At 74.9% G+C, this 20,459-nt stretch carries 16 protein-coding genes; 3 read left to right on the top strand and 13 right to left on the bottom strand.

Features of this window, described 5'->3' with window-relative positions; translation table 11 throughout:
- Positions 1–65: 65 nt before the first annotated feature.
- The 8 genes from ACIBST_RS14435 to ACIBST_RS14400 form a co-directional block, all read right to left on the bottom strand.
- A complete protein-coding gene (locus tag ACIBST_RS14435; protein ID WP_397171827.1) occupies positions 66–1,013 on the bottom strand; it encodes an NlpC/P60 family protein in 948 nt (315 codons plus the stop codon).
- Between the two features lie 233 nt (positions 1,014–1,246).
- Positions 1,247–1,735: a universal stress protein gene (locus ACIBST_RS14430; protein WP_397171825.1), complete on the bottom strand. Its 489-nt coding sequence runs from the start codon at positions 1,733–1,735 to the stop codon at positions 1,247–1,249.
- A 32-nt stretch (positions 1,736–1,767) separates the two neighbouring features.
- Positions 1,768–3,207 (bottom strand): MFS transporter, encoded by a 1,440-nt coding sequence (locus ACIBST_RS14425; protein WP_397171824.1) that lies wholly within the window; start codon positions 3,205–3,207, stop codon positions 1,768–1,770.
- A 1,092-nt stretch (positions 3,208–4,299) separates the two neighbouring features.
- Positions 4,300–4,887 carry a DUF4396 domain-containing protein gene (locus tag ACIBST_RS14420; protein WP_397171823.1) on the bottom strand — a complete coding sequence of 196 codons (588 nt, stop codon included), beginning with the start codon at positions 4,885–4,887 and terminating at the stop codon, positions 4,300–4,302.
- 126 nt (positions 4,888–5,013) lie between these two features.
- The gene (locus ACIBST_RS14415; protein WP_397171821.1) at positions 5,014–5,259 is read right to left on the bottom strand and encodes a hypothetical protein; all 246 of its coding nucleotides are present in this window, start codon (positions 5,257–5,259) and stop codon (positions 5,014–5,016) included.
- 364 nt (positions 5,260–5,623) lie between these two features.
- A complete protein-coding gene (locus ACIBST_RS14410; RefSeq protein ID WP_397171819.1) occupies positions 5,624–6,574 on the bottom strand; it encodes a M56 family metallopeptidase in 951 nt (316 codons plus the stop codon).
- Entirely contained in the window at positions 6,571–6,945 is a 375-nt protein-coding gene (locus ACIBST_RS14405; protein ID WP_397171818.1) for a BlaI/MecI/CopY family transcriptional regulator, read from the bottom strand. Before ACIBST_RS14405 ends, ACIBST_RS14410 begins: the two co-directional genes overlap by 4 nt.
- A gap of 26 nt (positions 6,946–6,971) precedes the next feature.
- Positions 6,972–8,114, bottom strand: coding sequence for an NAD(P)/FAD-dependent oxidoreductase (locus ACIBST_RS14400; RefSeq protein WP_397171816.1), 1,143 nt, complete (start codon positions 8,112–8,114; stop codon positions 6,972–6,974).
- Between the two features lie 151 nt (positions 8,115–8,265).
- Between ACIBST_RS14400 and ACIBST_RS14395 the strand changes: the two genes are divergently transcribed.
- A complete protein-coding gene (locus ACIBST_RS14395) occupies positions 8,266–8,475 on the top strand; it encodes a heavy-metal-associated domain-containing protein (protein WP_397171814.1) in 210 nt (69 codons plus the stop codon).
- 144 nt (positions 8,476–8,619) lie between these two features.
- Here the strand turns inward: ACIBST_RS14395 and ACIBST_RS14390 are convergent, their stop codons facing one another.
- From ACIBST_RS14390 to ACIBST_RS14375, 4 genes are read right to left on the bottom strand one after another with little or no spacing between them, the layout of a single operon-like run.
- Positions 8,620–11,379 carry a hypothetical protein gene (locus ACIBST_RS14390; RefSeq protein ID WP_397171813.1) on the bottom strand — a complete coding sequence of 920 codons (2,760 nt, stop codon included), beginning with the start codon at positions 11,377–11,379 and terminating at the stop codon, positions 8,620–8,622.
- A complete protein-coding gene (locus tag ACIBST_RS14385; RefSeq protein WP_397171811.1) occupies positions 11,376–13,040 on the bottom strand; it encodes a hypothetical protein in 1,665 nt (554 codons plus the stop codon). Before ACIBST_RS14385 ends, ACIBST_RS14390 begins: the two co-directional genes overlap by 4 nt.
- 39 nt (positions 13,041–13,079) lie before the next feature.
- Positions 13,080–14,570, bottom strand: coding sequence for a hypothetical protein (locus ACIBST_RS14380; RefSeq protein ID WP_397171809.1), 1,491 nt, complete (start codon positions 14,568–14,570; stop codon positions 13,080–13,082).
- Positions 14,567–15,892: an SWIM zinc finger family protein gene (locus ACIBST_RS14375; RefSeq protein WP_397171807.1), complete on the bottom strand. Its 1,326-nt coding sequence runs from the start codon at positions 15,890–15,892 to the stop codon at positions 14,567–14,569. The genes ACIBST_RS14380 and ACIBST_RS14375 overlap by 4 nt, the downstream gene beginning before the upstream one ends.
- 297 nt (positions 15,893–16,189) lie before the next feature.
- On the opposite strand from ACIBST_RS14375, the gene ACIBST_RS14370 reads away from it, so the two are divergent.
- Positions 16,190–17,875, top strand: a complete 1,686-nt coding sequence (locus ACIBST_RS14370; protein ID WP_397171806.1) for a tetratricopeptide repeat protein — start codon at positions 16,190–16,192, stop codon at positions 17,873–17,875.
- Between the two features lie 13 nt (positions 17,876–17,888).
- On the opposite strand, the gene ACIBST_RS14365 is transcribed toward ACIBST_RS14370, so the two are convergent.
- On the bottom strand, positions 17,889–19,448 hold the full coding sequence (locus tag ACIBST_RS14365) for an alpha/beta hydrolase (RefSeq protein ID WP_397171804.1): 1,560 nt from the start codon (positions 19,446–19,448) through the stop codon (positions 17,889–17,891).
- A 475-nt stretch (positions 19,449–19,923) separates the two neighbouring features.
- Between ACIBST_RS14365 and ACIBST_RS14360 the strand changes: the two genes are divergently transcribed.
- Positions 19,924–20,430, top strand: coding sequence for a hypothetical protein (locus ACIBST_RS14360; protein ID WP_397171803.1), 507 nt, complete (start codon positions 19,924–19,926; stop codon positions 20,428–20,430).
- The last annotated feature ends 29 nt before the right edge of the window (positions 20,431–20,459 follow it).

Here is a 20,459-nt window from a genome sequence, read left to right as displayed (position 1 = left end):
TCCCCGGCCCGAGCGCCTCCCACGGCCCACCTGGTGCCGGACGTCACGTCCGGCACCGTGGCCGGTCAGGGGCGGATCGCGCCGAGCAGGCGGGTGCGCCAGTAGTCGTCGAGGTCGACCACCTTGACGACGTCACCGGTCTGGGGCGCGTGGACCATCTTCCCGTTGCCGGCGTACATGCCCATGTGGCCGAGCCCCTTGCTGAAGAGCAGGTCGCCGGGTTGCAGCGCGTCGAGCGAGACGCGCCTGCTCGCGCCCCAGGCCCATTGCGTCCAGGTGGTGCGGGGCAGCTCGACGCCCGCCGTGCGCCAGGCGGCCTGGGTGAGGCCGGAGCAGTCGTAGGAGTTCGGGCCCTCGGCGCCGTACTGGTAGGGCTTGCCGACCTGGGCGAAGGCGAACTGCAACGCCAGGCGGGCGCTGCCGGAGGCCGAGCCGGTGTACTTGATGCCGGCGCTGTTCGGATCGCCCGTCCGGAAGGCGCCCAGCCTGCGCAGGAGCTTCGTCTGCGCCTTGACGAGCTTGTCGACCCGCGCCTTCTCCGCCCGAACCTTGTCGCGCGCCGCGTCGGCCTCGGCCAGGACGGTCCGGGCCTCGTCGCGCCGGGCGCGCAGGTCCTTGGTCGTCGCCTGGAACGCCGCCAGTTTCGCCGCCCTGGCCCGCGAGATCTGCTCCAGGGCGGCCATGCCGCCCAGCACCTCGTCGGGGGTGCCGTCGGCGACGAAACGGCCCCAGGTCGTGAGCGGGCCCGACTGGTAGTCGCTGACCACCGCCGAGACGAGGTCCTGGCGTAACCCGTCGGCCTGGGCGTTCTTGCGGGCGACCTCGGCGTTGAGCGCGTCGTACTTCTGCTTGGCCTTCTTGTGCGCCTCGGTCGCCTGGTTGTACTGCTCGACCACCTCGTCGGCGCGCTCGTTCAGCTTCACCAGCTTGGCCCTGGCCCTGGCGGGCGAGGGATCGGCCGAGGCGACGCCCGGGATGGAGACCGCCGCGACCGCCGCAAGTGTCACGGCCACTGCCGCTCGCCCCAGCCTCGTCGCCACGACCACTACGATGCCTCCTCGTACGTCTCCATGCCTGAGGCGGAATAGTACAGAAGTCCGCCCTGTTTGTTGGCATTTCACCGGTACTATCCGGCATAACAGGCCGTCGTTCCGGCTCGTTGGGGGATACGCACGCCGCGTTCGGCGCGTTCACCGGAACGCCGAAACGCCCGGCTCCGAAAGGAGCCGGGCGTCTCTCGGCGGCCTCAGCGGACCGCGCGGTGCTCGGCGGCGCGACGGGCGTCGGCCAGCGGCTTGGACGGGACGATCAGCGTGGGTCGCGCGGTGGCGTGCATGACATGGGTGGACGTGCTGCCCGACAGCAGCGCCCGCAGCCCCTGCCGTCCGCGCGAGCCCAGGACGATCAGCGAGGCGCCGACCTCCTCGGCGGCCTCGACGATGGCGGCGGCCACCACCTCCTCCGGGACCGAGGCGACCCGCGGCTCGGCCCGCAGCCCGAGGGAGCGGGCGAGGTCGGCGCCCTCGGCGGCCAGCCGTTCCGAGGCGTCCAAGGTCCTGGCGTCGATGTCCCGCAGGTCCTCCAGGGCGGGATGCCCTTCGAGGTGGGCGGCGAGGCTCTCCAGAGGCTGACGGGCGTACAGCACCACCGCGGACGCGCCGGGGAACAGCCGGGCGGCCTCCTCGACGGCGTGGCGGGCGTCGGGTGAACCGTCGTAGGCGATGAGGATGGACATGGGGATCTCCTTCGGAGCTGTGAGCGTCGAGGTCAGCCGCGGGTGGCGGCGGTGGTCCCGGCGGTGTCGGCGGCCTCGGCGGGTGCGGCGGCCCGCGAGCGGAGCGTCAGCGCGGCGATCAGGGCGCCGGCGACCGCGATGCCGGCGGCTCCGACGAAGGCCGAGGAGAAGCCGTCGGTCAGCGCGGGCAGGTTCCCGAGCTGGGCGGCGCCGTTGGCGGCGGCGACGGCCGTCATGGCGGCCAGCCCGAGGGCCGAGCCGACCTGGTAGCTGGTGTTGACGATGCCGGAGGCCAGGCCGCCCTCCTCGGGACGGGCGGAGGAGATGGCGGTGCCGAGCGAGGGGATGAAGGCCAGCGACATGCCGAGCGCGGCCACCAGGCTGGCGGGCAGGACGTCGACCGCGAAGCTGCCCTCGGGGCTGATCAGCGACAGCCAGCCCATCCCGACGGCGAGCAGGACGAGACCCGCCACCGTGACGGCCTTGGGGCCGAACCGGTTGATGGCGCGCGGCGCCAGGACGATCATGCCGAGCATGATGAGGACGGTCATCGGCACCAGGGCCGCGCCGCTGGGGAAGGCGCTGTAGCCGAGGACCTGCTGCAGGTACAGGTTCAGGAAGAACCACATCGGGATCCAGGCTCCGCCGAGCAGGAGCTGGGTCAGGTTGGCGGCGGCGAGGTTGGGCGTACGGAAGATCGACAGCCTCATCAGCGGCTCGCGGCGGCGGGCCTGGATCGCCAGGAAGGCGATGAGCAGCGCGATCGCGGCGGCCAGCACGCCCCAGGTCTGCGCGGAGCCCCAGCCGACCTCGGGCGCCCGGACGATCGCGTAGACGGCCGCGCCCAGTCCGGCGGTGACGGTCAGCGCGCCGAGGACGTCGATGGAGCCGCGCTGGGACTGCCCGGCGGGCATCAGCGGACGGGTGGCGAAGAGCGCGACGAGCGCGATCGGGATGTTGATGTAGAAGACCCAGGGCCAGCTCAGGTACTCGGTGATGACGCCGCCGAGGAACACGCCCGCGGTGCCGCCCGCCGGGGCGGCCGCGCCGTACAGGGCGAGGGCCTTGGTGAGCTCCTTGGGGTCGTGGCCGAACAGCATCATCAGCAGGGTCAGCGCGGACGGGGCGATCAGGGCCGCGCCGACGCCCTGGACGGCGCGTCCGGTGAGCTCGACCCACACCTCGGGGGCGATGCCGGCCACGAGCGAGCCGGCGAGCAGGATGAGCCAGCCGGCGCCGAACAGCTTGCGTGCGCCGAACAGGTCCGAGAGCCGGCCGCCGAGCAGCAGGAGCCCGCCGAAGGCGACGACGTAGGCGTTGAAGACCCACGACAGGTTCTCCTGCGAGAAGCCGAGGTCTTCCTGGATGCGGGGGAGGGCCACGCCGATGATCGACGTGTCCATGATGACGATGAACTGGGCCGTGGCGATCAGGGCCAGGGCGGTCCATCGCCGGGGGGATGGTGCGGACATGAGCGTTCTCCAGCACTACGCCGTACCCCGGTGGGGGATGCGGGCGGGTCTTTTGGTTCTTTATTAATACCGGTAGGGGGTATCTGGCGATGAACATACATACACCGGGGGGGTATCTGTCAAGTCCGCGCGACGGAGATCGTCCGGACGGCCCTGCGCGACGACGGGCCCCCACGCCTCGGCGACCCGGCCCGATGGCCGGACGCTGACGGTATTTCCGCAGCTCCGGCCGCCTAGGGCGAGGCGTCAGGAGGCAGGGCGCGCAGGTGACGCGCCACGGGCCGCGGTGTGCGGGAAGTGCCGGAGGGTGGGGTGTGTGAGATGGGTCGCGCTGTATGCAGGGAGGGGGTATGCGGGACAGAGGTATGCGGGCCGGGGGTATGCGGGCCCGGCGTATCGGGCCTGGGGTGTGTGGGTCCGGCATGCGAGGCCCGGGTATGCGAGGGGGGCAGGTGTGTGGACCGAGGTCTGTAGGGGCCGGGGTATGCGGACCCCCAGTACACGAGCCCCGGGTATGTGGGCCGGTGCCTGTAGGGGGCGGGGGTATACGGGTGGCCTTCGGAACGCGGCCCCCGGTATGCCAGGCCGGAGTGGGTGAGCCCCGCGTATGCGAGGCCGGGGGCGAGCCCTGCGTATGCGAGGCATGCGGGCCCCCGGCATGCGGGGCCTGGGTATGCGGGGCGGGGGTATGTGCGGTGCGTGAGAGGCGGGGTGTGCGGGCTATGTGGGGTGGGAGGCGGCCCGCGGGGGCTTCGCCGCGCTCTCTTGGCTTGGCGTCGGTGCGGCCCGTGGTGGCGGCAGGAAGTGTCAGCTCATGGCGGTGAGCCGGGGCCGGAGTTGCCGTGCCTTCCTGGCTCGGGGGTGGATGGGGCCGCGACAGTGCCAGGGAAATGCGCGCTCGTGGCGGCGAGCCGGGTGTCGTGTCGGACCGTCATGCTCTCCGGGCTCGACGTCGAGGGGCCGGCCTGTGCGGTGGTCGGAGGGCCGCTCGTGGCGGGTGTCCGCGAGCGGGCCCGCCTCTCGTCCGGGAATGCGCGGGCGATCACGGACGGCGGGCGGGGCGGCTCATGGTGTACCTGAGGAGGTGTCCTGTCAGTGGCCGTGATGGCCCGCGTGGCCCTGGTGGTCTTCATGGCCCTGGTGGCCGCCGTGGTCACCATGGCCGCCATGGCCGCCGTGGCCCTGGTGGTACTGGTGGATCACGGCGTGACCCTTGCCGCGGGAGATCAGCCACTTGTTCACCGGCGTCGTCAGCAGGAACGCCACCAGCAGCGACCCGGCCAGCGCCACCCAGAACAGCCAGTTGCCCAGCCCGGCGTCCATGGCGCCCGGCACGGTCACCATCACGGTGTTGTCCAGCACCTCCATCACCGCGATCGAGATGGTGTCGGCGGCCAGCGCCACCTTCAGCGCCGACTTGAAGTCCACCCCGGCGCGCAGGACGCCGCGCATGGTCAGCGCGTAGCCGAACACGAAGGCCAGCGCCACCGAGAGGATCACGGTGGCGAGGTTGGACAGGCCGAGCGCGGTGCCGATCACCATGCCGAGCACTTCGCCGATCGCGCACCCGGTCAGGCAGTGCAGGGTCGCCTGGGCGGCCATGGCCCACGTGGCGGCGGGCGGAGCGGCGGGATGGTGCTCCGAGGGGGAGGAGGGAGGGTGATGTCCACTATGGTCCATGGTGATACTCCTTAGGTGGGGTGACCGATTTTAGGGGTATGGGGTATGCCGGTAAAGAGGGAGGTGAGCCCTCTGTCCGCGGCATGAGGGCGAAGAGGGAGGTCGGGGGCCGGTCTGGCCGAGAGGTCAGAATACTATTCTGTATAGTAGATAGCGCGGCCCGACGCCGTCCGTCCGGCTCGGGAACAGCGCGGCTGCCACCCCCGTTCGGGTGGCCATGAACAGGCGGGAACGCGGCGGCGCGGTGTGGCTGCGCCGGACCATGCCCAGCGGCTCCACGGAGCAGCCGTGTTCGGCGACGGGCTGTTCGACGCGCTCGGCGTCTCCTTGCAGGGGGTTGCAGGTGGCCGGCGGCGTGCTGCTCGTGCTCATCGGGCTCGACCTGCTCAAGACCAACTGCGCCCGCAACCGGACTGACCACGGAAGCCGAGCCGTGGCCTTCGTGTACGCCGCTGTCGGCCGGGCCGGGGCCGTCGCGGCGACGAAGCTCTACATGGAGCGGGCGGCCACCGCCACGGCCGTGACGGCGGTCGGCCTGGCGCCGGCCGCGGCGCTGCTCCTGACCTGGCCCACGGTGCGCTTCTCCTCTGTGGTCCTCAAGGACGACCGGCTCAACCCGATCACCCGGGTGATGGGACCGCTGGCCCGTGCAGCCGGTCGCGGGGCGTGCGGCACTGGGCGCGCTGGGGCGTCGCCTGACCCTGTCCGGCCCCTGGCTACTAACGGCAGTAGTAGGTCAGAGCGGCAGCAGCGAGTGGCAGTGGTGGGCCAGGAACGAGCCGACGCCCGGCGCGAGCGCCACCGCCGCGGGCCCGCCGAGCAGCGCGCTGACCGCCAGCAGCCCGGTCAGCCGTTCGCGGCGGCCGAGCGGCTGCTCGGGGCCGAGCAGCCGGCGTACGCGGCTGAGCGCCGTCTCCCCGCCCGCCCCGAGCGTGAACGCGGGCGCGCGCCCGGTGGCCAGGCCCACCAGCGCCGCGGCGATCTGGGCGCGCGGGTGGCGGCGGGCCGCGACGTCGTCGGCGAGCAGCTCGACCAGCCGGGCGATCTCGGTCCTGGCCCGCTCGAACAACGGCACCCTGGGAAACGCCCGGACCAGGGCCTCGGCCCCGGCCAGCACCAGATGATGACGGCCGCGCAGGTGCGCCCGCTCGTGCTCCAGCACGGCGGCGATCTGCTCCGGCGTCAGGGCGCGCAGCGCGCTCGTGGTGATGACCGTCTGCGCGCGCCGGCCCGGCACGCAGTACGCCAGCCGCTCGTCGTAGTCGATCACCACCACGCCCAGCTCTGCGTCGCGCCGCCCGAGCAGCCGCAGCATGGCGGCGTGCCGGCGGCGTTCCAGGGCGGCCCTCACCAGCACCGTCCCGCCGCACCAGAGCACTCTGGCCGGCACCGCGCCGGCCGCCAGCATGGCCGCGAACCCTGCCCGGGACACGCCGGAGCCGTCGCCCAGCATGTCGGCGCACGCCTCGAACAACCCCGCCAGCCCGTGGCCCACGAGCTCGGCCGGCACGGCGAAGGCCAGCGCGGCGAGCACCGCCGAGGCGACCACGGACGCCGCGCCCGCCTGCCACAGCGCGATCGCCAGCCGCGGCGCCCGGTCGGACCACCTTGCGGCCCGCTGCCCCAGCGCGGGCAGCCAGACGGCCGCCACCACCGTGTAACAGGCCAGGACGACGGCGGCGATCATGCGGGACGGCCCCGGTGCGGGTAGACCTGAAGGGCCGCCTCCAGCGCCACGGCCTCCTCGGGGGTGAGCCGTTCGAGGAAGTGCACGAGGGTGGCGGCCTGGTTGCCGCTGCCCGCGAGCGCGCGGCGCATCAGGTCGGCGGTGTACGCCTCCTTGGAGGCGACCGGTTCGTAGACGTAGGCGCGGCCGACGGCCTCGCGCCGGAGCATGCCCTTGGTGTGCAGCTTGTCCATCACGGTCATCACCGTGGTGTAGGCGATGGTCCGCCGCTGCTTGAGGTCTTCGAAGACGTCGCGGACCGAGGCGGGACGCCGCCTGGCCCACATCCAGTCCATGATCGTGGATTCGAGCTCGCCAAGGCCACGCATCATGCCGGTCATGCTACCCGCGGTCGTAGTCAGAGCGCCTCGCCCGCGGCGATGGACCGCTTGAGCCTGATCAGGTCCTTCGGGGCGTTGACGGCGACCGCCCCGACCAGCACGCCGTCGCGGGCGAAGGCCACGGCGAAGCGGTCCTCCTCCGGGTCGCCGGCGACGACGCGCGCCTCGTCGGCCAGGTGGGGCAGCCCGGCCGTCTGGATGCGGGCGCCGTGCACGTGGGTGGCGAAGTTGGGCACGTCCGCGAACGGCTGCGCCTCGTCGGGCCCGGCCAGCAGGTTGCGGGCGGCCACCGCGCCCTGCTCGTTGGCGTTGGACCAGTGCTCGACGCGGATCAGGGCGTCGCCGTACAGGCGATGCGGCCAGCGGGCCACGTCGCCCGCCGCGACGACGTTCACCGAGCCGGTGGCGTACAGCGTCGGCTCGCACAGCACGCCGTCGTCCACGGTCAGGCCGCTGCCCGCCAGCCATTCGGTGTTGGGGGTCACGCCCATGCCGCCCACGACCAGGTCGGCGGACAGCACGCGGCCGTCGTCGAGCCGCACCTGGCCGCCGGTCACGCCGGTGACCCGGACACCGGTGACGAGCTCGACGCCGTTGCGCTCGTGGTGCCCGGCCAGCCAGCGCGCCGCCTGCGCGCCGAGCCCCGCGTGCATGGGATGCGGGCCGGAGTCGACCAGGGTGACCTTGCGGCCGAGCTGCCTGGCCGTGGTCGCCACCTCGCCGCCGATGAACCCGCCGCCGATGACCAGCACGTGCTCGTGGCCGGCGGCCAGCTCGGCGCGCAGGGCCAGGGCGTCCTCCAGGGTGCGCAGGGCGTGCACGCCGTCGAGCCGCCGGGGACGGGCGCCGCTCGCCACGACCAGGCCGTCGTAGCCGAGCTCGGCGCCGTCGTCGAGGACGACCGTGCGGCTCCCGGCGTCCAGGCGCACCGCCTGCCTGCCGCGCAGCCAGTCGTCGCCGAGCTCTTCGGCGCCGGGGAGCGTGACGTCCTCGTCGCCGCGCAGGACGCTCTTGGACAGCGGCGGCCGGTTGTACGGCACGTGCGCCTCGGCGCCGACCAGCGTGAGTTCGCCGTCGAAGCCCTCCCGGCGCAGGGTCTGGACGGCCCGCAGCCCCGCCAGCGAGGCGCCGACCACGACGATCTTGTCAAGGGTTCTCATGCGAGGCGACGATACCGGGTAGGGGTATGGGTGAGGCAATGTGACGCGCGTCTCACATACCCCTCCGCCGTATGAGTTGCCTTTCCGGAGGATCGGGCGTACGTTCTCTTCCGATATACCCGGCAGGGGTATGAACGAGAGGAGCGAGGCGATGAGCACGAAGACCTACACGGTGTCCGGGATGACCTGCGGTGGCTGCGCGGGCACCGTCAAGACCGAGATCGGCAAGGTCGCCGGGGTCTCCTCGGTCGACGTCGAGCTGGCCACGGGGCAGGTGACCGTCACCTCCGCCGACGCCCTCGACGACGCGAAGATCAGGGACGTCGTCGAAGAGGCGGGCTACGAGCTGGTGGCCGGCTGAGCCGGCGAGACCACCGAAGCGGCGCCGGGCCGACCCCGGCGCCGCTTCGGCCTGTCCGGCGCTGATCCCAGCGCCGCTTCGGCCTGTCCAGGGCTGATCACAGCGCCGGATCGGCCTGGCCGGCGGGGTCGGCGCCGGGCCGGTTCAGGGGGCGCGGGTCAGCGCCTGGTGCAGGCCCCGGCAGGCCCGGGTGAGCGAGGTCGAGCCGCGTCTGCCCGCGTGGGCGGCCACCTCCGGGATCCCGCCGCGCGCGCCGGCCCACATGGCGACGTCCGTGGCCAGCACGACGGCGTCGGTGTGCGCCCGCCGGGCCCGCTCGCCCCCGCTCGGGAGGAAGACGGCCAGGAAGTGGCGCAGGATCGTCCACACCTCGGCGTGCGCGCCCTGCCGGGCGGCCAGTTCCAGCGACGGCAGGGCGAGGCCGGCCGCGACGCCCCTGCGACGGCTCAGCAGGCCCAGCAGACGGCCCGTCCCGGCGGCCGGGAGCGCGCCCTTGGCCGCCAGTTCGAGCAGCGGGGGCACCGCGTCGTCGCCCTCCGCGGTGAGCAGGAAGGCCAGGACCAGGGCCGTGGCCGGGCCGGACTCGCCGTCGGCCAGCGCCAGGCCGCGCAGGTCGTCGATGCCGGGCGGGATCGAGTGGTCGAGCAGGCCGAGCGCCAGATGGGCCGCCGCGAGCTCCCGGTGCCAGGGCGTCATGCCGGGCCAGAAGTCACGTGGCCCGCGCCGGAAGGGACGCCTCACGGAGGGCTCGCCCAGCAGGGCGTCGGCGGGGGCGAGGCCGGTGGGCGCGGCGGGCGGCCAGCTCACCGTGGCGATCCCGTGCCGGTCGAGGACCTGCTCGTGGGACGCCGAGCCGGGCTCGGGAGCCCAGGTCACCTCGACCCGAGGGGGCGGGGGCGCGCCGCGCCCGAGCCGGCGGGCCACCGCGGCGGCGGCCTCCGAACCGATGCCCCGCGCCCGTTCGGCCAGGTCGGGGGCCGGATCCGGGGGCAGGCGCAGCAGGGCCTGTGCCAGGTCGAACGGCAGCGGCTCGCGGCCGGAGCGCGCGCACCCGGCCAGGCGGGTGAGCAGGGTCTCGGGGTCGAGGCGGCCGTCGGCGCGGGTGGGCGTGGCCAGCAGGACCGGGGGCAGGGTTCCGGCCTTCGCGGCGCGCAGCAGCTCGTCCAGGCGGGACAGCAGGAAGATGGTGGGACCGGCGCTCAGCTCCGGCCGGGGAACGCGGTCCCAGTCGGCGGGCGCCGGTCGGGCGGCGGGGTCGTAGAGATCGGGCTCGGCGTCGTCCGTCCGCAGCAGCTCCTCCTGCACGTCGTCGGGCAGCCCGTGCAGCGGGAGCATCGTGCGCAGGCCGGGGACCAGGCGGAAGGCCGTGGCCGCGAGGTTGACCATGCCGTCGTACAGGGCCTGCCCGACGTCGCCGGGCGCGCTCCGGTACGGCGGCCACTCCCGCGGCGGACGCGAGCCGGGCGGCCCCGGATCCTCGCCCGGGTTGACGAGCTCCCTGGCCAGCGCGGTGCACCAGTCGCGCGGCGACTCCCACACCGGCATGTCGTACAGCACCGGCCGCAGTTCCTCGCCGAACCGCCGGGCCAGCGTCTCCCGCAGGGACACGGGGTTCGCGTGGGCCTCCCGCACCACCGCCGCCAGCCACGCCTCGACGGCGATCCAGCCCGTCTCCGCCGGCGGGCCGCTCTCCGGGCCGCGGACAGGGAACGGGCCGGGCACGGTGACCTCGGGCAGCAGGCCAGGGGTGAAGTCGCCGGTCCGGCCCGCGCCGAAGCGCTCGTGCAGCCGCCGGGCCGAGGCCGGGGGCAGCAGCTCGGCCCCCTCCAGGATCGCCGTGGGGTCGGTGACGTGACCGGCGTGCTTGAGCGTGAGGGCCACCGCGCGGTCGCGCACCTCGTGGGAGGCGTGCCCGTACGCGTTGGTCAGCGCCGTGACGTGGTCGTTCACCCGTTCCGGGTGGGGGCCGAGCTCGCGGTCGAGCCAGGTCAGGCCCTTCACCGCGAGCCCGGCCTCCGGGCGGAAGGTCATCGACTCGACGGCCTCGGCGACGTCCGCGGGGTCGAGCCGGGCCCCGCGCACCTGCCGCCAGGCCAGCTCGGCCACCGGGCCCGGCGCGGTGGCCAGCAGCCGCAGGTAGTCGCGCAGCCGTCCGGCCGACTCCGCCGGCGCGGGCGCCACAAGCGTGTGCAGCCGGACGAAGAAGCGCAGGTCACGCGTGTCGCCGCCGAGCAGGAACCGGCGCACGCAGCCCGCGACGACCTGCTCGCGCGGCAGCGCGCGACCGGCCAGGGCCAGCCAGTGGGACGGCTCGGGGGCGAGCTTCTCGTCGGCCAGCGCCCGGCCCGCGCCGGCCGCCTCGAAGATCCGCGGAAGCAGGTGGGGCGTCAGCGGGTCGTCGGCCACGACCGCCGCCGACAACCAGGCCGCCACCAGCGGTTCGTGGTCGGGCGGGGTGACCGGGCCGTCGCGCAGCAGCGCCAGGGCTAGCGGCGCGGCCCGGTCGTCGGGACGGCGGACGCGGCGCGCGAGCCGGACCGCCAGATCGGCCCGCCAGGCCGCCGGGCGGCCGGAGACCGCTCTGACCAGCCGGTACGGGCTCGGCGCGGCGGACGTCCCCGGATCGAGATCGCGCTTCATCAGCCAGGTCGCCGCGCCGGCCGGGCCCGGAACGGTCGCCGCGCCCACCATCATCAGCGCCTCGCAGGGGCTGGTGAGCTGGTCGAAGGCGTTCCAGCGGGCGGCGAGCAGCCGCGGGCGCAGCTCGTCGAGCAGGCCCGGCAGCTCGGCGGCGACGGCGGCCCGCTCGGCGCCGGTGAGGCCCGGCAACCGCGAGGCCAGCCGCTCGGTGTCACAGGCGAGCACGAGATGCCTGATCTCGGCGCGGACGTCGCCGGCGGTCATGACGTGGCTCCGGTGAGCTGGGCGTGGAGGCGCCGGCAGGCGTGGGCGAAGCGGGTCGTCCGGCGGCTGCCCGCGCGCTCGGCGACGACCGGGATGTCCCCGCGCGCGCCGGTCCAGAGGGCCACGTCGGTGGCGAAGGCGACGAGCCGGGTGTGGCTCACGGTGACGCGCCGCCCCTCCCCGGGCAACATCACCGGCAGCAGGGCCCGCATGACCCGCCACACCTCGTGGTGGCCGCCGGCCTCGGCCAGCCCGGTCAGGGCCGCGATGGCGCGGGTGGTCTCCAGCCAGGTGCGGCGCAGCGCCAGCGCGAGCTGACGGCCGATCGCCTCGGCGGGCAGCTCGCCCCTGGCGGCCATGCGCAGGGCCAGCGGGATCATCTCGGGCACGCCGGAGGCCAGGAGGAAGGCGAGGATCAGCGCCCCGGACTCGCCCATCGGCCCCTGGGCGAGCTCCAGGCCGGTGATCTCCGCCGGGGCGCGCCAGTCGCCCCAGTGGCCCTGTAGCAGGTAGGGCAGGAAGCTGACGGCCACGACCTCGCGGTGGGAGGGCAGGACCGCGGGCCACGCCCCCATGGTGTGGCGGGACTCGCTGCCCGCCCACTCGGACGGCTCGCGCAGCGCCACCTCGTCGATCAGCCGATTGCCGGTCGGGGCCGTCACCCGCAGCACGGGCCGCAGCCTGACCTCGGCGAAGGGCTCCGGCTCCGCGTCGCCGAACTCGACCATGGACGCGTCGACCATGTGACGCCACCCGTGGCCGCACTCGGGGTCGGCCATGCCGTCACCGGCGAGCCATCGGGCGGCCGACCGCGCCGCCTCCGACTCGACCTTGGCGGCCCGCTCGGCCGCCGCCGGATGGCGGCCCCGCGGCAGCCGCAGCAGCGCCTGCGCCAGGTCGGCGGGGAGCGGTTCCACCCCGGCGGCGGCGCACGTCTCCAGCCGGCCGACCAGCACGTCGGGGTCGAGGTGGCCGCTCGTCCAGGTCGGCATGGCCAGCAGCACCGGCGGCAGGGCGTCCTCGCGGAGGGCCGCGGCGAGCTCAGCGTGGCGGTGCAGCAGGAAGTCGTGGAGCGGGCCGACCCGGCCGAGGCGGGGCAGCCGGTTGCGCCGCCGCCACTCGTCCTGCTCGGACAGCGCGTGGGGCAGGTACGAGCGCAGCCGCGGCGGGACGAACACGATGGTCACCTGGGCGAGCGGCTCGTCCGGGCCCGGCGGGGGCACCGGTCGCCCCAGCCGCATCGCCGCGATCCGGGTGGGGTCCACGCCGAGCGCGGCCATCTCGTCGTAGGCGCGGTCGAGCAGGTGGTACGGCATGACCTCCACGGAGTCGTCGTACCGGACGCCGGGCCGCTTCCGGACCGGGCGGGGATCATCGGGATCGTTCAGCCGGATGCGGCCTTCGGAGAGGGGGATCTCCTGGCCGCCCTCGCGGGCCACCGCACCGGCGGGGCCTTCGTCGCTGGTCCAGGTGATGGAGAAGGCGCGCATCGGGGCGTCGTCGTCGAGGTAGCGGCCCGGCCGGTGGCCGCCGCCCATCATGATCCGCCCGGTCGGCGGCTCCTGGCCGGGCTCCCGCCCGCGGGGGACGGCGCGCAATCGCACGGAGTGGCCGGCGCGCTCCCAGAACCTCTCCGGCTGGATCGGCGGGACCTCCGGCACGCTGCCGGGCGTGACGAGCTCGGCGGCCAGCGCCGACCGCTATTCGCCGGGATCGAGGAACACGTCCTTGAGCCGCCAGTGGCCGCGGGCCTGCTCGACGTGGGCGTGCTCGACGTGGGCCTGCTCGACGTGGGCCTGCTCGATGTGGGCCTGCTCGACGCGCGGCGCGAGCTTGCGGCGCAGTTCCGCCCGGTCATCGGCGACGCCGGTGACGAAGGCCGCCAGCCAGCGCTCCTCGTCGATCCAGGGCTCGTGCCCGCCGGGGAAGATCGACGGCTCGGGGAAGGGCAGTGGCCGCGCGGGCTCGGGCAGCGGCGGGAACTCCTTGGCCTCCAGCAGCTCCTCGACCGGGGTCTCCCCGCCGAACCGCCCGGCCAGCTTCGCGCCCAGGTCCGCGGGCAGATCGCGGACGGCGTCGAGGATCGCCTCGGCGTGGCCGGTGAGCAGGCCGGCGTGTTTGAGCGTCAGCTCGACCGCGCGGTTGCGCACGTCGAAGGACGTGTGCGCGTACGCCGTGGTCAGCGCGGCGACGAAGTCGGGGGCGGTCTCCGGCGTGGCCCTGATCGCCTGGTCGAGCCAGCGCAGCCCGGTGACGGCGAGCTTGGCCTCGGCCCGGAAGGTGAGCGCGTCGACCGCCTCGACCAGGTCGGCGTGGTCGAGCGGCATCGCCGCCCGCACCTGCGCGGCGGCCGACTCGGCGACCGTGCCCGGCGCGGACGGCAGCAACCGCAGGTAGTCGCGCAGGCGGGCGGCCGACTCCGCGGGCGTGGGATCGAGCAGCGTGTGCAGCCGGACGAAGAACCGCAGGTCCTGCTGCTCGCCGCCGCGCAGGAACCGGCTCACGCAACCGTCGAGTGCCTGCTCCCTGGGGATCTTGCGGGCGACGGCGGCCAGCCAGCGGGAGGGCCGGGGCCGCAGCGTCTCCTCCCGCAGGACGCGGCCGGCGCCGTCGGCGTCGAAGATCCGGGGCAGCAGCACGGGGGCCAGCGGGTCGTCGGGCACGGTCGGCAGGGACAGCCAGGCGGCCACCAGCGGGTCGTGGTCGGGCGGCACCGCGCCGGACTGGCGCAGCAGCTCCAGGGCCAGCGGCGCGATGCGGTCGGCGGGACGGCGCACCCGCCGGGCCAGCCGGACCGCGACGTCCCGGCGCCATTCCGGCGGACGGGCGGCCGCCACCCGGCACACCTGGTCGACCCTGACGGCCGGCGCCCAGCGGCGGTTGACGTCGCGGCCGGTCATCCACGTCACCGCGGCGGCCGGGCCGGTGATGAGCCCGACCCCGGCCACCAGCAGCGCCCTGGCCATGCCGGTGAACAGCTTCTCGACCTCCCAGGAGGCCATCTCCCCGAAGTCGTCGGGGTACTCGGCGCGCACCTGCTCGGTGCGGACCCGGCGCAGCTCCTTGACCAGGCCCGGCAGCTGCCCGGCCAGCTCGGCGCGCTCCCGCTCGGTCAGCGTGACCAGCCGGTCGGCCAGGCGGCCGGCCTCCTTGCGGACGACGAGGTCGCGGATCTCCGTCCAGAGGGTCATCGGGAGACCTCCACGGCGGCGCGGGCGACGATCCGGGCGGCCAGCACGTGCTTGCACGGGCCGCGCGAGCCGCGGTGGTCCCACCACCACTCGCACGTGCAGGAGCCGTCGGCCAGCGAGACCTGGCGCGTGCCGCCCGCGGTGCGGACGGTGGCCGACTCCCCGTCGAGCCGCACGGCGCCCGCCTCGACGAGCCTGCGCGCGCTGGCCAGGCGCGGGTTGAGCACGGTCACGTTGTCCTTGTCGTAGGGCAGCTCGCGGTGGAAGTGGGCGGCCTCGGCCAGGTCGTAGCCGACCCGGCCGGCGACGCCGAGCTGCGTCAGCGCGGCCCGCACCCGGTCGGCGGGGATGCCGGCGCGGTCGGCCAGCAGGCCGATCTCGACCTCGGGCTCGAAGTTGAGCAGCATGCCGACCACGTCGGCGTCGTTCTCGGCCTCGTCGGTGGCCAGGTCGTCGAGCACCGCGCCCTCGCCGGAGAAGCCGCGCCAGCGCTCGGGCGACAGGGTGAGCGTGTAGCGCATGCCCGGCAGCTCCAGCTCCCAGGCGCTGGAGGCGGCGTCGGACGGGCCGTACACCCGCAGGGCCGTGGCGAAGCGGAGCAGCGGCAGCAGGGTGGCGAGCCGGTTGGGGCCGGCGAGCTGGACGGAGCCGGGAACCGGGCGGTCGGAGACCTTCAGGTCGCGCCCCGCCTGCGCCACCCACACCGTGCCCTTCCTGGGCAGCCCGCGCAGGAAGCGCACCGCCGCCATGCCGGCCAGCTCGCCGCGCTGGTCCATGCCCGAGGCGATGACCTGAACCTCGGCGAACCCGCGCAGCCAGCGCTCGGGCAGCGGCACCTTCTTCTCCACCACCGCGCCGTCCGTCGTGGTCACGACCAGCTCGTCGAGGCCCACTCCCAGGTGCAGCGGGTCGCGCGCGCCGATGCGCGCCAGCGCCTCCCGCAGCGGGGCGTTCACGTCGACGTTGGTGGTGCCCCGGTCGAAGACCTCGCCGTCGAGCGCGCCCTGCAGCAGGTCGAGCCGGGCGTACACGCCGCCGCAGGCGGAGAACGACTCGAAGCGCAGGCGGTCGCCGTTGCACGTCACCACCGGGTCGCGCACCCAGCCCCGCTCCTGCGGCTGGTGGTAGCGGGCCAGCGCCACGTCGGCGACGCCGAGCAGGGCCGCCGCGGCGGGGGCGGCCTGGGTCACCACGCCGCTGAAGAAGCGGGGGGCCAGGGCGGGGCCGGACAGGGCACGGCCGCCGGAGGTCGCGAGCCCGAGGCGACCGTCGATGAGGGAGGAGGGCGCGGCGTACGTGTACGCCTGCGTCGCTGAAGTCATGGCCGGGACGATAGATCGCGCCACCGACAAGATCGCCGGGGCGCCTTCCGCCGATCCTGAGGCCGGATCATCTTTGATTCCGGATGCTCTACTTATTTCGGACAAGCCGGTTTATGCTCTGGGCATCCTGAAGTGGATCACACCCCCGGGAGGCGCCCATGAAGAAGATGACCATCCGCCGCAGGAGCACGCAGCGCCTGATGTCCGGGGCCCGCCGGCTCTGGATCGAGTGGTGCTGGTAGGTGCCGAGACGGCGGGCGCTCTCGGGTGCCCGCCCCTGCGGATCCCGGTGCGGCCGTGAACCGCTACGACTGCCATCGCGGCCACGGGCCCTACGCCGGGGTCGCCGAATTCCTCGCCGCGATCGCCGCCGACCGTCCCCGCCTGGCCGCTCGCCATCGGGTCGAGCTGTACGCGATCGCCCCCTGGCTCGACCGCACGGCGCGGCCGGCCGCCGAGGAGGAGCCGATCAGGTTCCACCCCGCCCGCCGCACCGCCTGCCTGGCGTACGGCGCCGCCGAGTTCGCCGCCGCCTGGGCCGGCGCCCTCCGCCGCCCGGTCACCGTCACCTTCGACCACGTCGCGAACGCCGACGAGACCACCGCCGAACTGCTGGACACCCTGGTCTCGCGGACCGCCGCCACCCCGCTGCGCCTGGACCTGCGCGCCGACGGCCCGGACGAGCCGCCGCCGCTGCCCACGGCCCCGGACGCCGTCCGCGCGGCCCTCGGCGACGGCCTGGCCCGCGGCTTCTACCACCACGCGGCCCGCGTCGCCGCCCACGGACGCGCCCTCGTCACCCCGGACGGCGACCTGCGGCAATGGTGGGCCTGCAGCACCGGCCTGGCCACCGCCCTGGCGGCGCTGGAGCGCGCCGAGGAGGCGCTCGACCTCTACGACGAGGCCCGCGCCGCCACCGACGACCCGAAGATCAACATGTCCGCCGCGTACGCCACCGCCATGTTGTACGCCCGCCACCTCCCGGCCGCCCGCCAGGACCCCGCGCAGGCGCGGCACTGGCTGGAGCGGGCGCTCGACCTGGCGCAGGGCCTGGACGACCGGCGCCACCAGGTGATCTCCACCGTCTTCTACGAGCAGGGCCTGGCATTGCTGGACGCCAAGGCGGGCGCGCCCGACCAGGCGCTGCGCCTGGTGGACGACGGGCTGGCCAGGCTGGGCGCGGTGCTGGCGCCGGGCGAGCACCCGCAGCACCTGGCCCGCCTGCGGCACAACCGCGCCCAGGTGCACCTGGCGCTCGGCGACCCGGAGCGGGCCCTGGCCGACCTGGACAGCGTGATCGCCCACGATCCGGACAACAGCGAGTACTACGTGGACCGGGCCGCCCTGCACCGGGCGGCCGGTCGCGTCCAGTCCGCGATCAAGGACTACGGCACCGCCATCAGCCTGGGGCCGCACCTGCCCGAGGCCTACTACAACCGCGCCGTGCTGCACCTGGAACGCGGCCGCGCCGACCGGGCCCGCGAGGACCTGGAGCGCGCGCTCGCCATCGACCCCGGCCACCTGGACGCCCGGATCGCCCTGGTCAACGCCCACCTGGAGCGCGGCGCGCTGGACGCCGCCGAACGGGACGCGCTGGCCGGACTCGACCTGGCCCCCAAGGACCCCGCGCTGCTGTGCACGCTCGGCCTGATCCGCTCCGAGCGCGGCGAACCGGCCGAGGACCTGTTCACCCAGGCGCTGGAGGGCGACGAGACGCTGGTCGAGGCGTGGACCAATCGCGCCGCCGTCCGATTCGAACGCGGTGAGGTGACCGCCGCCGTCGCCGACCTGGACCGGGCGGTGGCCCTGTCGCCGGCGCCCGAGCCGCGCTACAACCGGGGCACCGCGCTGGCCCGGCTCGGCCGCTGGGAGGAGGCGGCCCGCGACTTCACCGACGCGCTCGCCCAGCCGGGCCTGGACCGGGCGCTCCGCCGCGACCTGCGCGCCGAGCTGGCCCGCTGCCGGCGCGCCCGCTCCGGCTGACCCGCGGCCGGGCTCACCCCCGGCCGGTCCTGTCGCAGGCGAGGTCCGCGGTGGGCAGGACGCCGTCCACCAGGTAGCGGTTGACGGCGGCGTCCACGCAGGCGTCGCCCGCGGCGAGGTAGGCGCCGTGGCGGAAGGCGCCGCGCAGGGTGACCATGCGTGAGCCGGTCAGCGTCCGGTGCATGGACCGCTGGCCGGCGAAGGGCGTGACGGGGTCGCCGTCGGCCCCGACGACCAGCAGCGGGACGTCGTTGCCGAGCTCGGTGGGCGCCTCCACCGGCGCGGCCGGCCAGAAGGAGCAGGGGCCGAGGTTGCGGGTCATCGGCCCGAACAGCGGCTCGTCCGCGCGGTGGGCCTGGATGCCGCGGTAGTAGGACTCCAGGTCACGGGAGGCGGCCCGGTCCGCGCAGAGGATCGGCGTGCCCGCCCGGTCCTCGGCCGGCCCCGACCCGGTGAACAGGCCGTCGAGCGTCTCCTTCAGCGACGCCGGGACGGTGACCGCGTGGCCGCGGGCGGCGCCGGCCAGCGTCCGCACCTCCGCGGCGAGGCCCGCGTACGCCTTGGCGCTGTCGTCGTAGAGGCGGACGAACAGCAGGTAGGGGACGTGGAGCGCGTCGATCCGGTACCCCCCGACGCGCAGCGGACGGCGGGACGCGGCCCGGTTCACCCGCTCCACGGTGGCCAGGACGTCGGCCTCGGTGGCGCCCAGGCCGTACTCGGCGTCGCGGGCGGCGGCCCAGGAGGCCCAGTGCCGGAGCGCGGCGTCGATCGCCGGGCCGTTCGCGGACAGCAGGTCGGGGCCGTAGACGTCCGGGCCCACCGCGCTGTCCAGCACGAACCGGTCGGCGCGGGCGCCGAACAGCTGCGTGTAGACGGCGCCCAGGTAGGTGCCGTAGGAGTAGCCGAGGTAGGACAATCTGGGCTCGCCGAGCGCGGCTCGGATGACGTCCATGTCGCGGGCGGTGTTCCGGGTGGAGGCGTGCGGCAGCAGGTCACGGTTGCCCTGGACGCATCCGGCGGCCAGCTCCTTCATGAGCCTGGCGCTCTCGTCGAACGTGCGGCGGGTCGGGCCGGCCGAGCGGGTGGGGGTGTCGGTCGTCCACCGGCAGCGGATCGGCGTGCTGCGGCCGACGAAGCGCGGATCCATCCCGATCAGGTCGTAACGGGCCGCGACGGCGGGCATGAGCCGGCCGAGCAGCGGCCGTTGCAGCCCGCTCCCGCCCGGACCGCCGGGATTGATCAGCAGGACGCCCCGGCGCGCGCCGGGATCGGCCGCCCTGATCCGTGAGATCGCCACCGACACGGTCCGTCCCCGCGGCCTGCGGTAGTCCAGCGGGACGGTCACCTCCGCGCACTGGGCGCCCGCCGCGTCCAGGGCCGCGCCGGCGTCGTCGCCGGGACCGGTCGCGCAGCGGTGCCAGGCTGGCGTCTGCCGGTGGAACCTCGCCAGGTCGTCGGTCCCGTCGTCACGCGTGACGGCCGCCGACGCCGGGCCGGTGACCGCGATCCCCGCCAGTCCCGTCAGCAGGGTCGCGCTCGTGGCGACGGCTGTGACGATCTTTCTCGCACGCACAGAAAGCCCCCTTTTCTGATGATGTCGGCACCGACGCTAGGGGGCCGGGCGGTTGATCTTGATCGGCCGAACGGCCGAGCCGGATCGGCCGTACGGACATTCCGGCGTCCCCGCCGGGCCTTTTCCGCTTGCGGGGCCGGGGGCGAGGGCGGACGCTGGTGCGGTGGACTTGGGCATCGTCAGTCTCGTGGTCTCGATCGCGATCGGCGTTCCGCAGATCTACCTCGCCTGGCAGCAGGTACGCCTCTCCCGCCACCAGACGACACCCCGCCGCGCACACCCGGCCGCGAACGCGCCACGTGCGGGCGGGAACGCGTCGCCTCCGGCCGGGAAAGCGCCGCGTCCGGGCGAGAACGCCCCGCCATCGGCCGGGAATGCGCCGCGTGCGGGCGGGAACCTGTCGCCTCCGGCTGGGAGCGCGCCGCGTTCGCCGTCTTCAGCGCCCTCTTCCGCGCCTGCCGACCGCCCCGAGCCGGTGGGTTCCGCCCAGTCCGCGCCTCCGCCCCGCGACACCACCGTCGAGGCCCCCGCCGTCCCGCTGCCCGACGCCCCGCTCTCCAGCCCCGCCACCGAGCCGCCGCTCGCCGGGAGCGAGCAGCGGCTCGGTGCGCCGGAGGCCGGGGCCGGGGACGCCGTGCGCGACGCCGTCCACACCCTGCGTGCCTACGTCGCGCCGGCGTCCGTGTGGATCGGCGGCTTCGTCGGCCTCGCCGCCCTCGGCTGGATCTTCGGGTACGACGACCTGGCCAAGGACTACCCGTCCCAGGAGGACAAGGTGCAACTGGCCGTCAGCCTCTGGTTCATGGCCGTCGCGCTCCTGGTCACCAGCTTCTCGACCGGGCTCACCGCGTACGCGTGGCACCGCGAGAAGGCGGTCTCCGACGACAACGAGGACCGCTTCAACCTGTACGTCGCCCTGGCACTGCTCGGGCCGCCGCTCGCGCTGTGGCTCGTGATCGCCCGGCGCGACGTGATGTTCTGACCCGCGCCGGGGCGAGCGGGACGGGAGCC

This window comes from Nonomuraea sp. NPDC049684 (genome assembly GCF_044465345.1).
GTDB lineage: Bacteria > Actinomycetota > Actinomycetes > Streptosporangiales > Streptosporangiaceae > Nonomuraea.
Note: the sequence above shows the minus strand (reverse complement) of the source record. Positions and strands in the feature narration are given on the sequence as shown.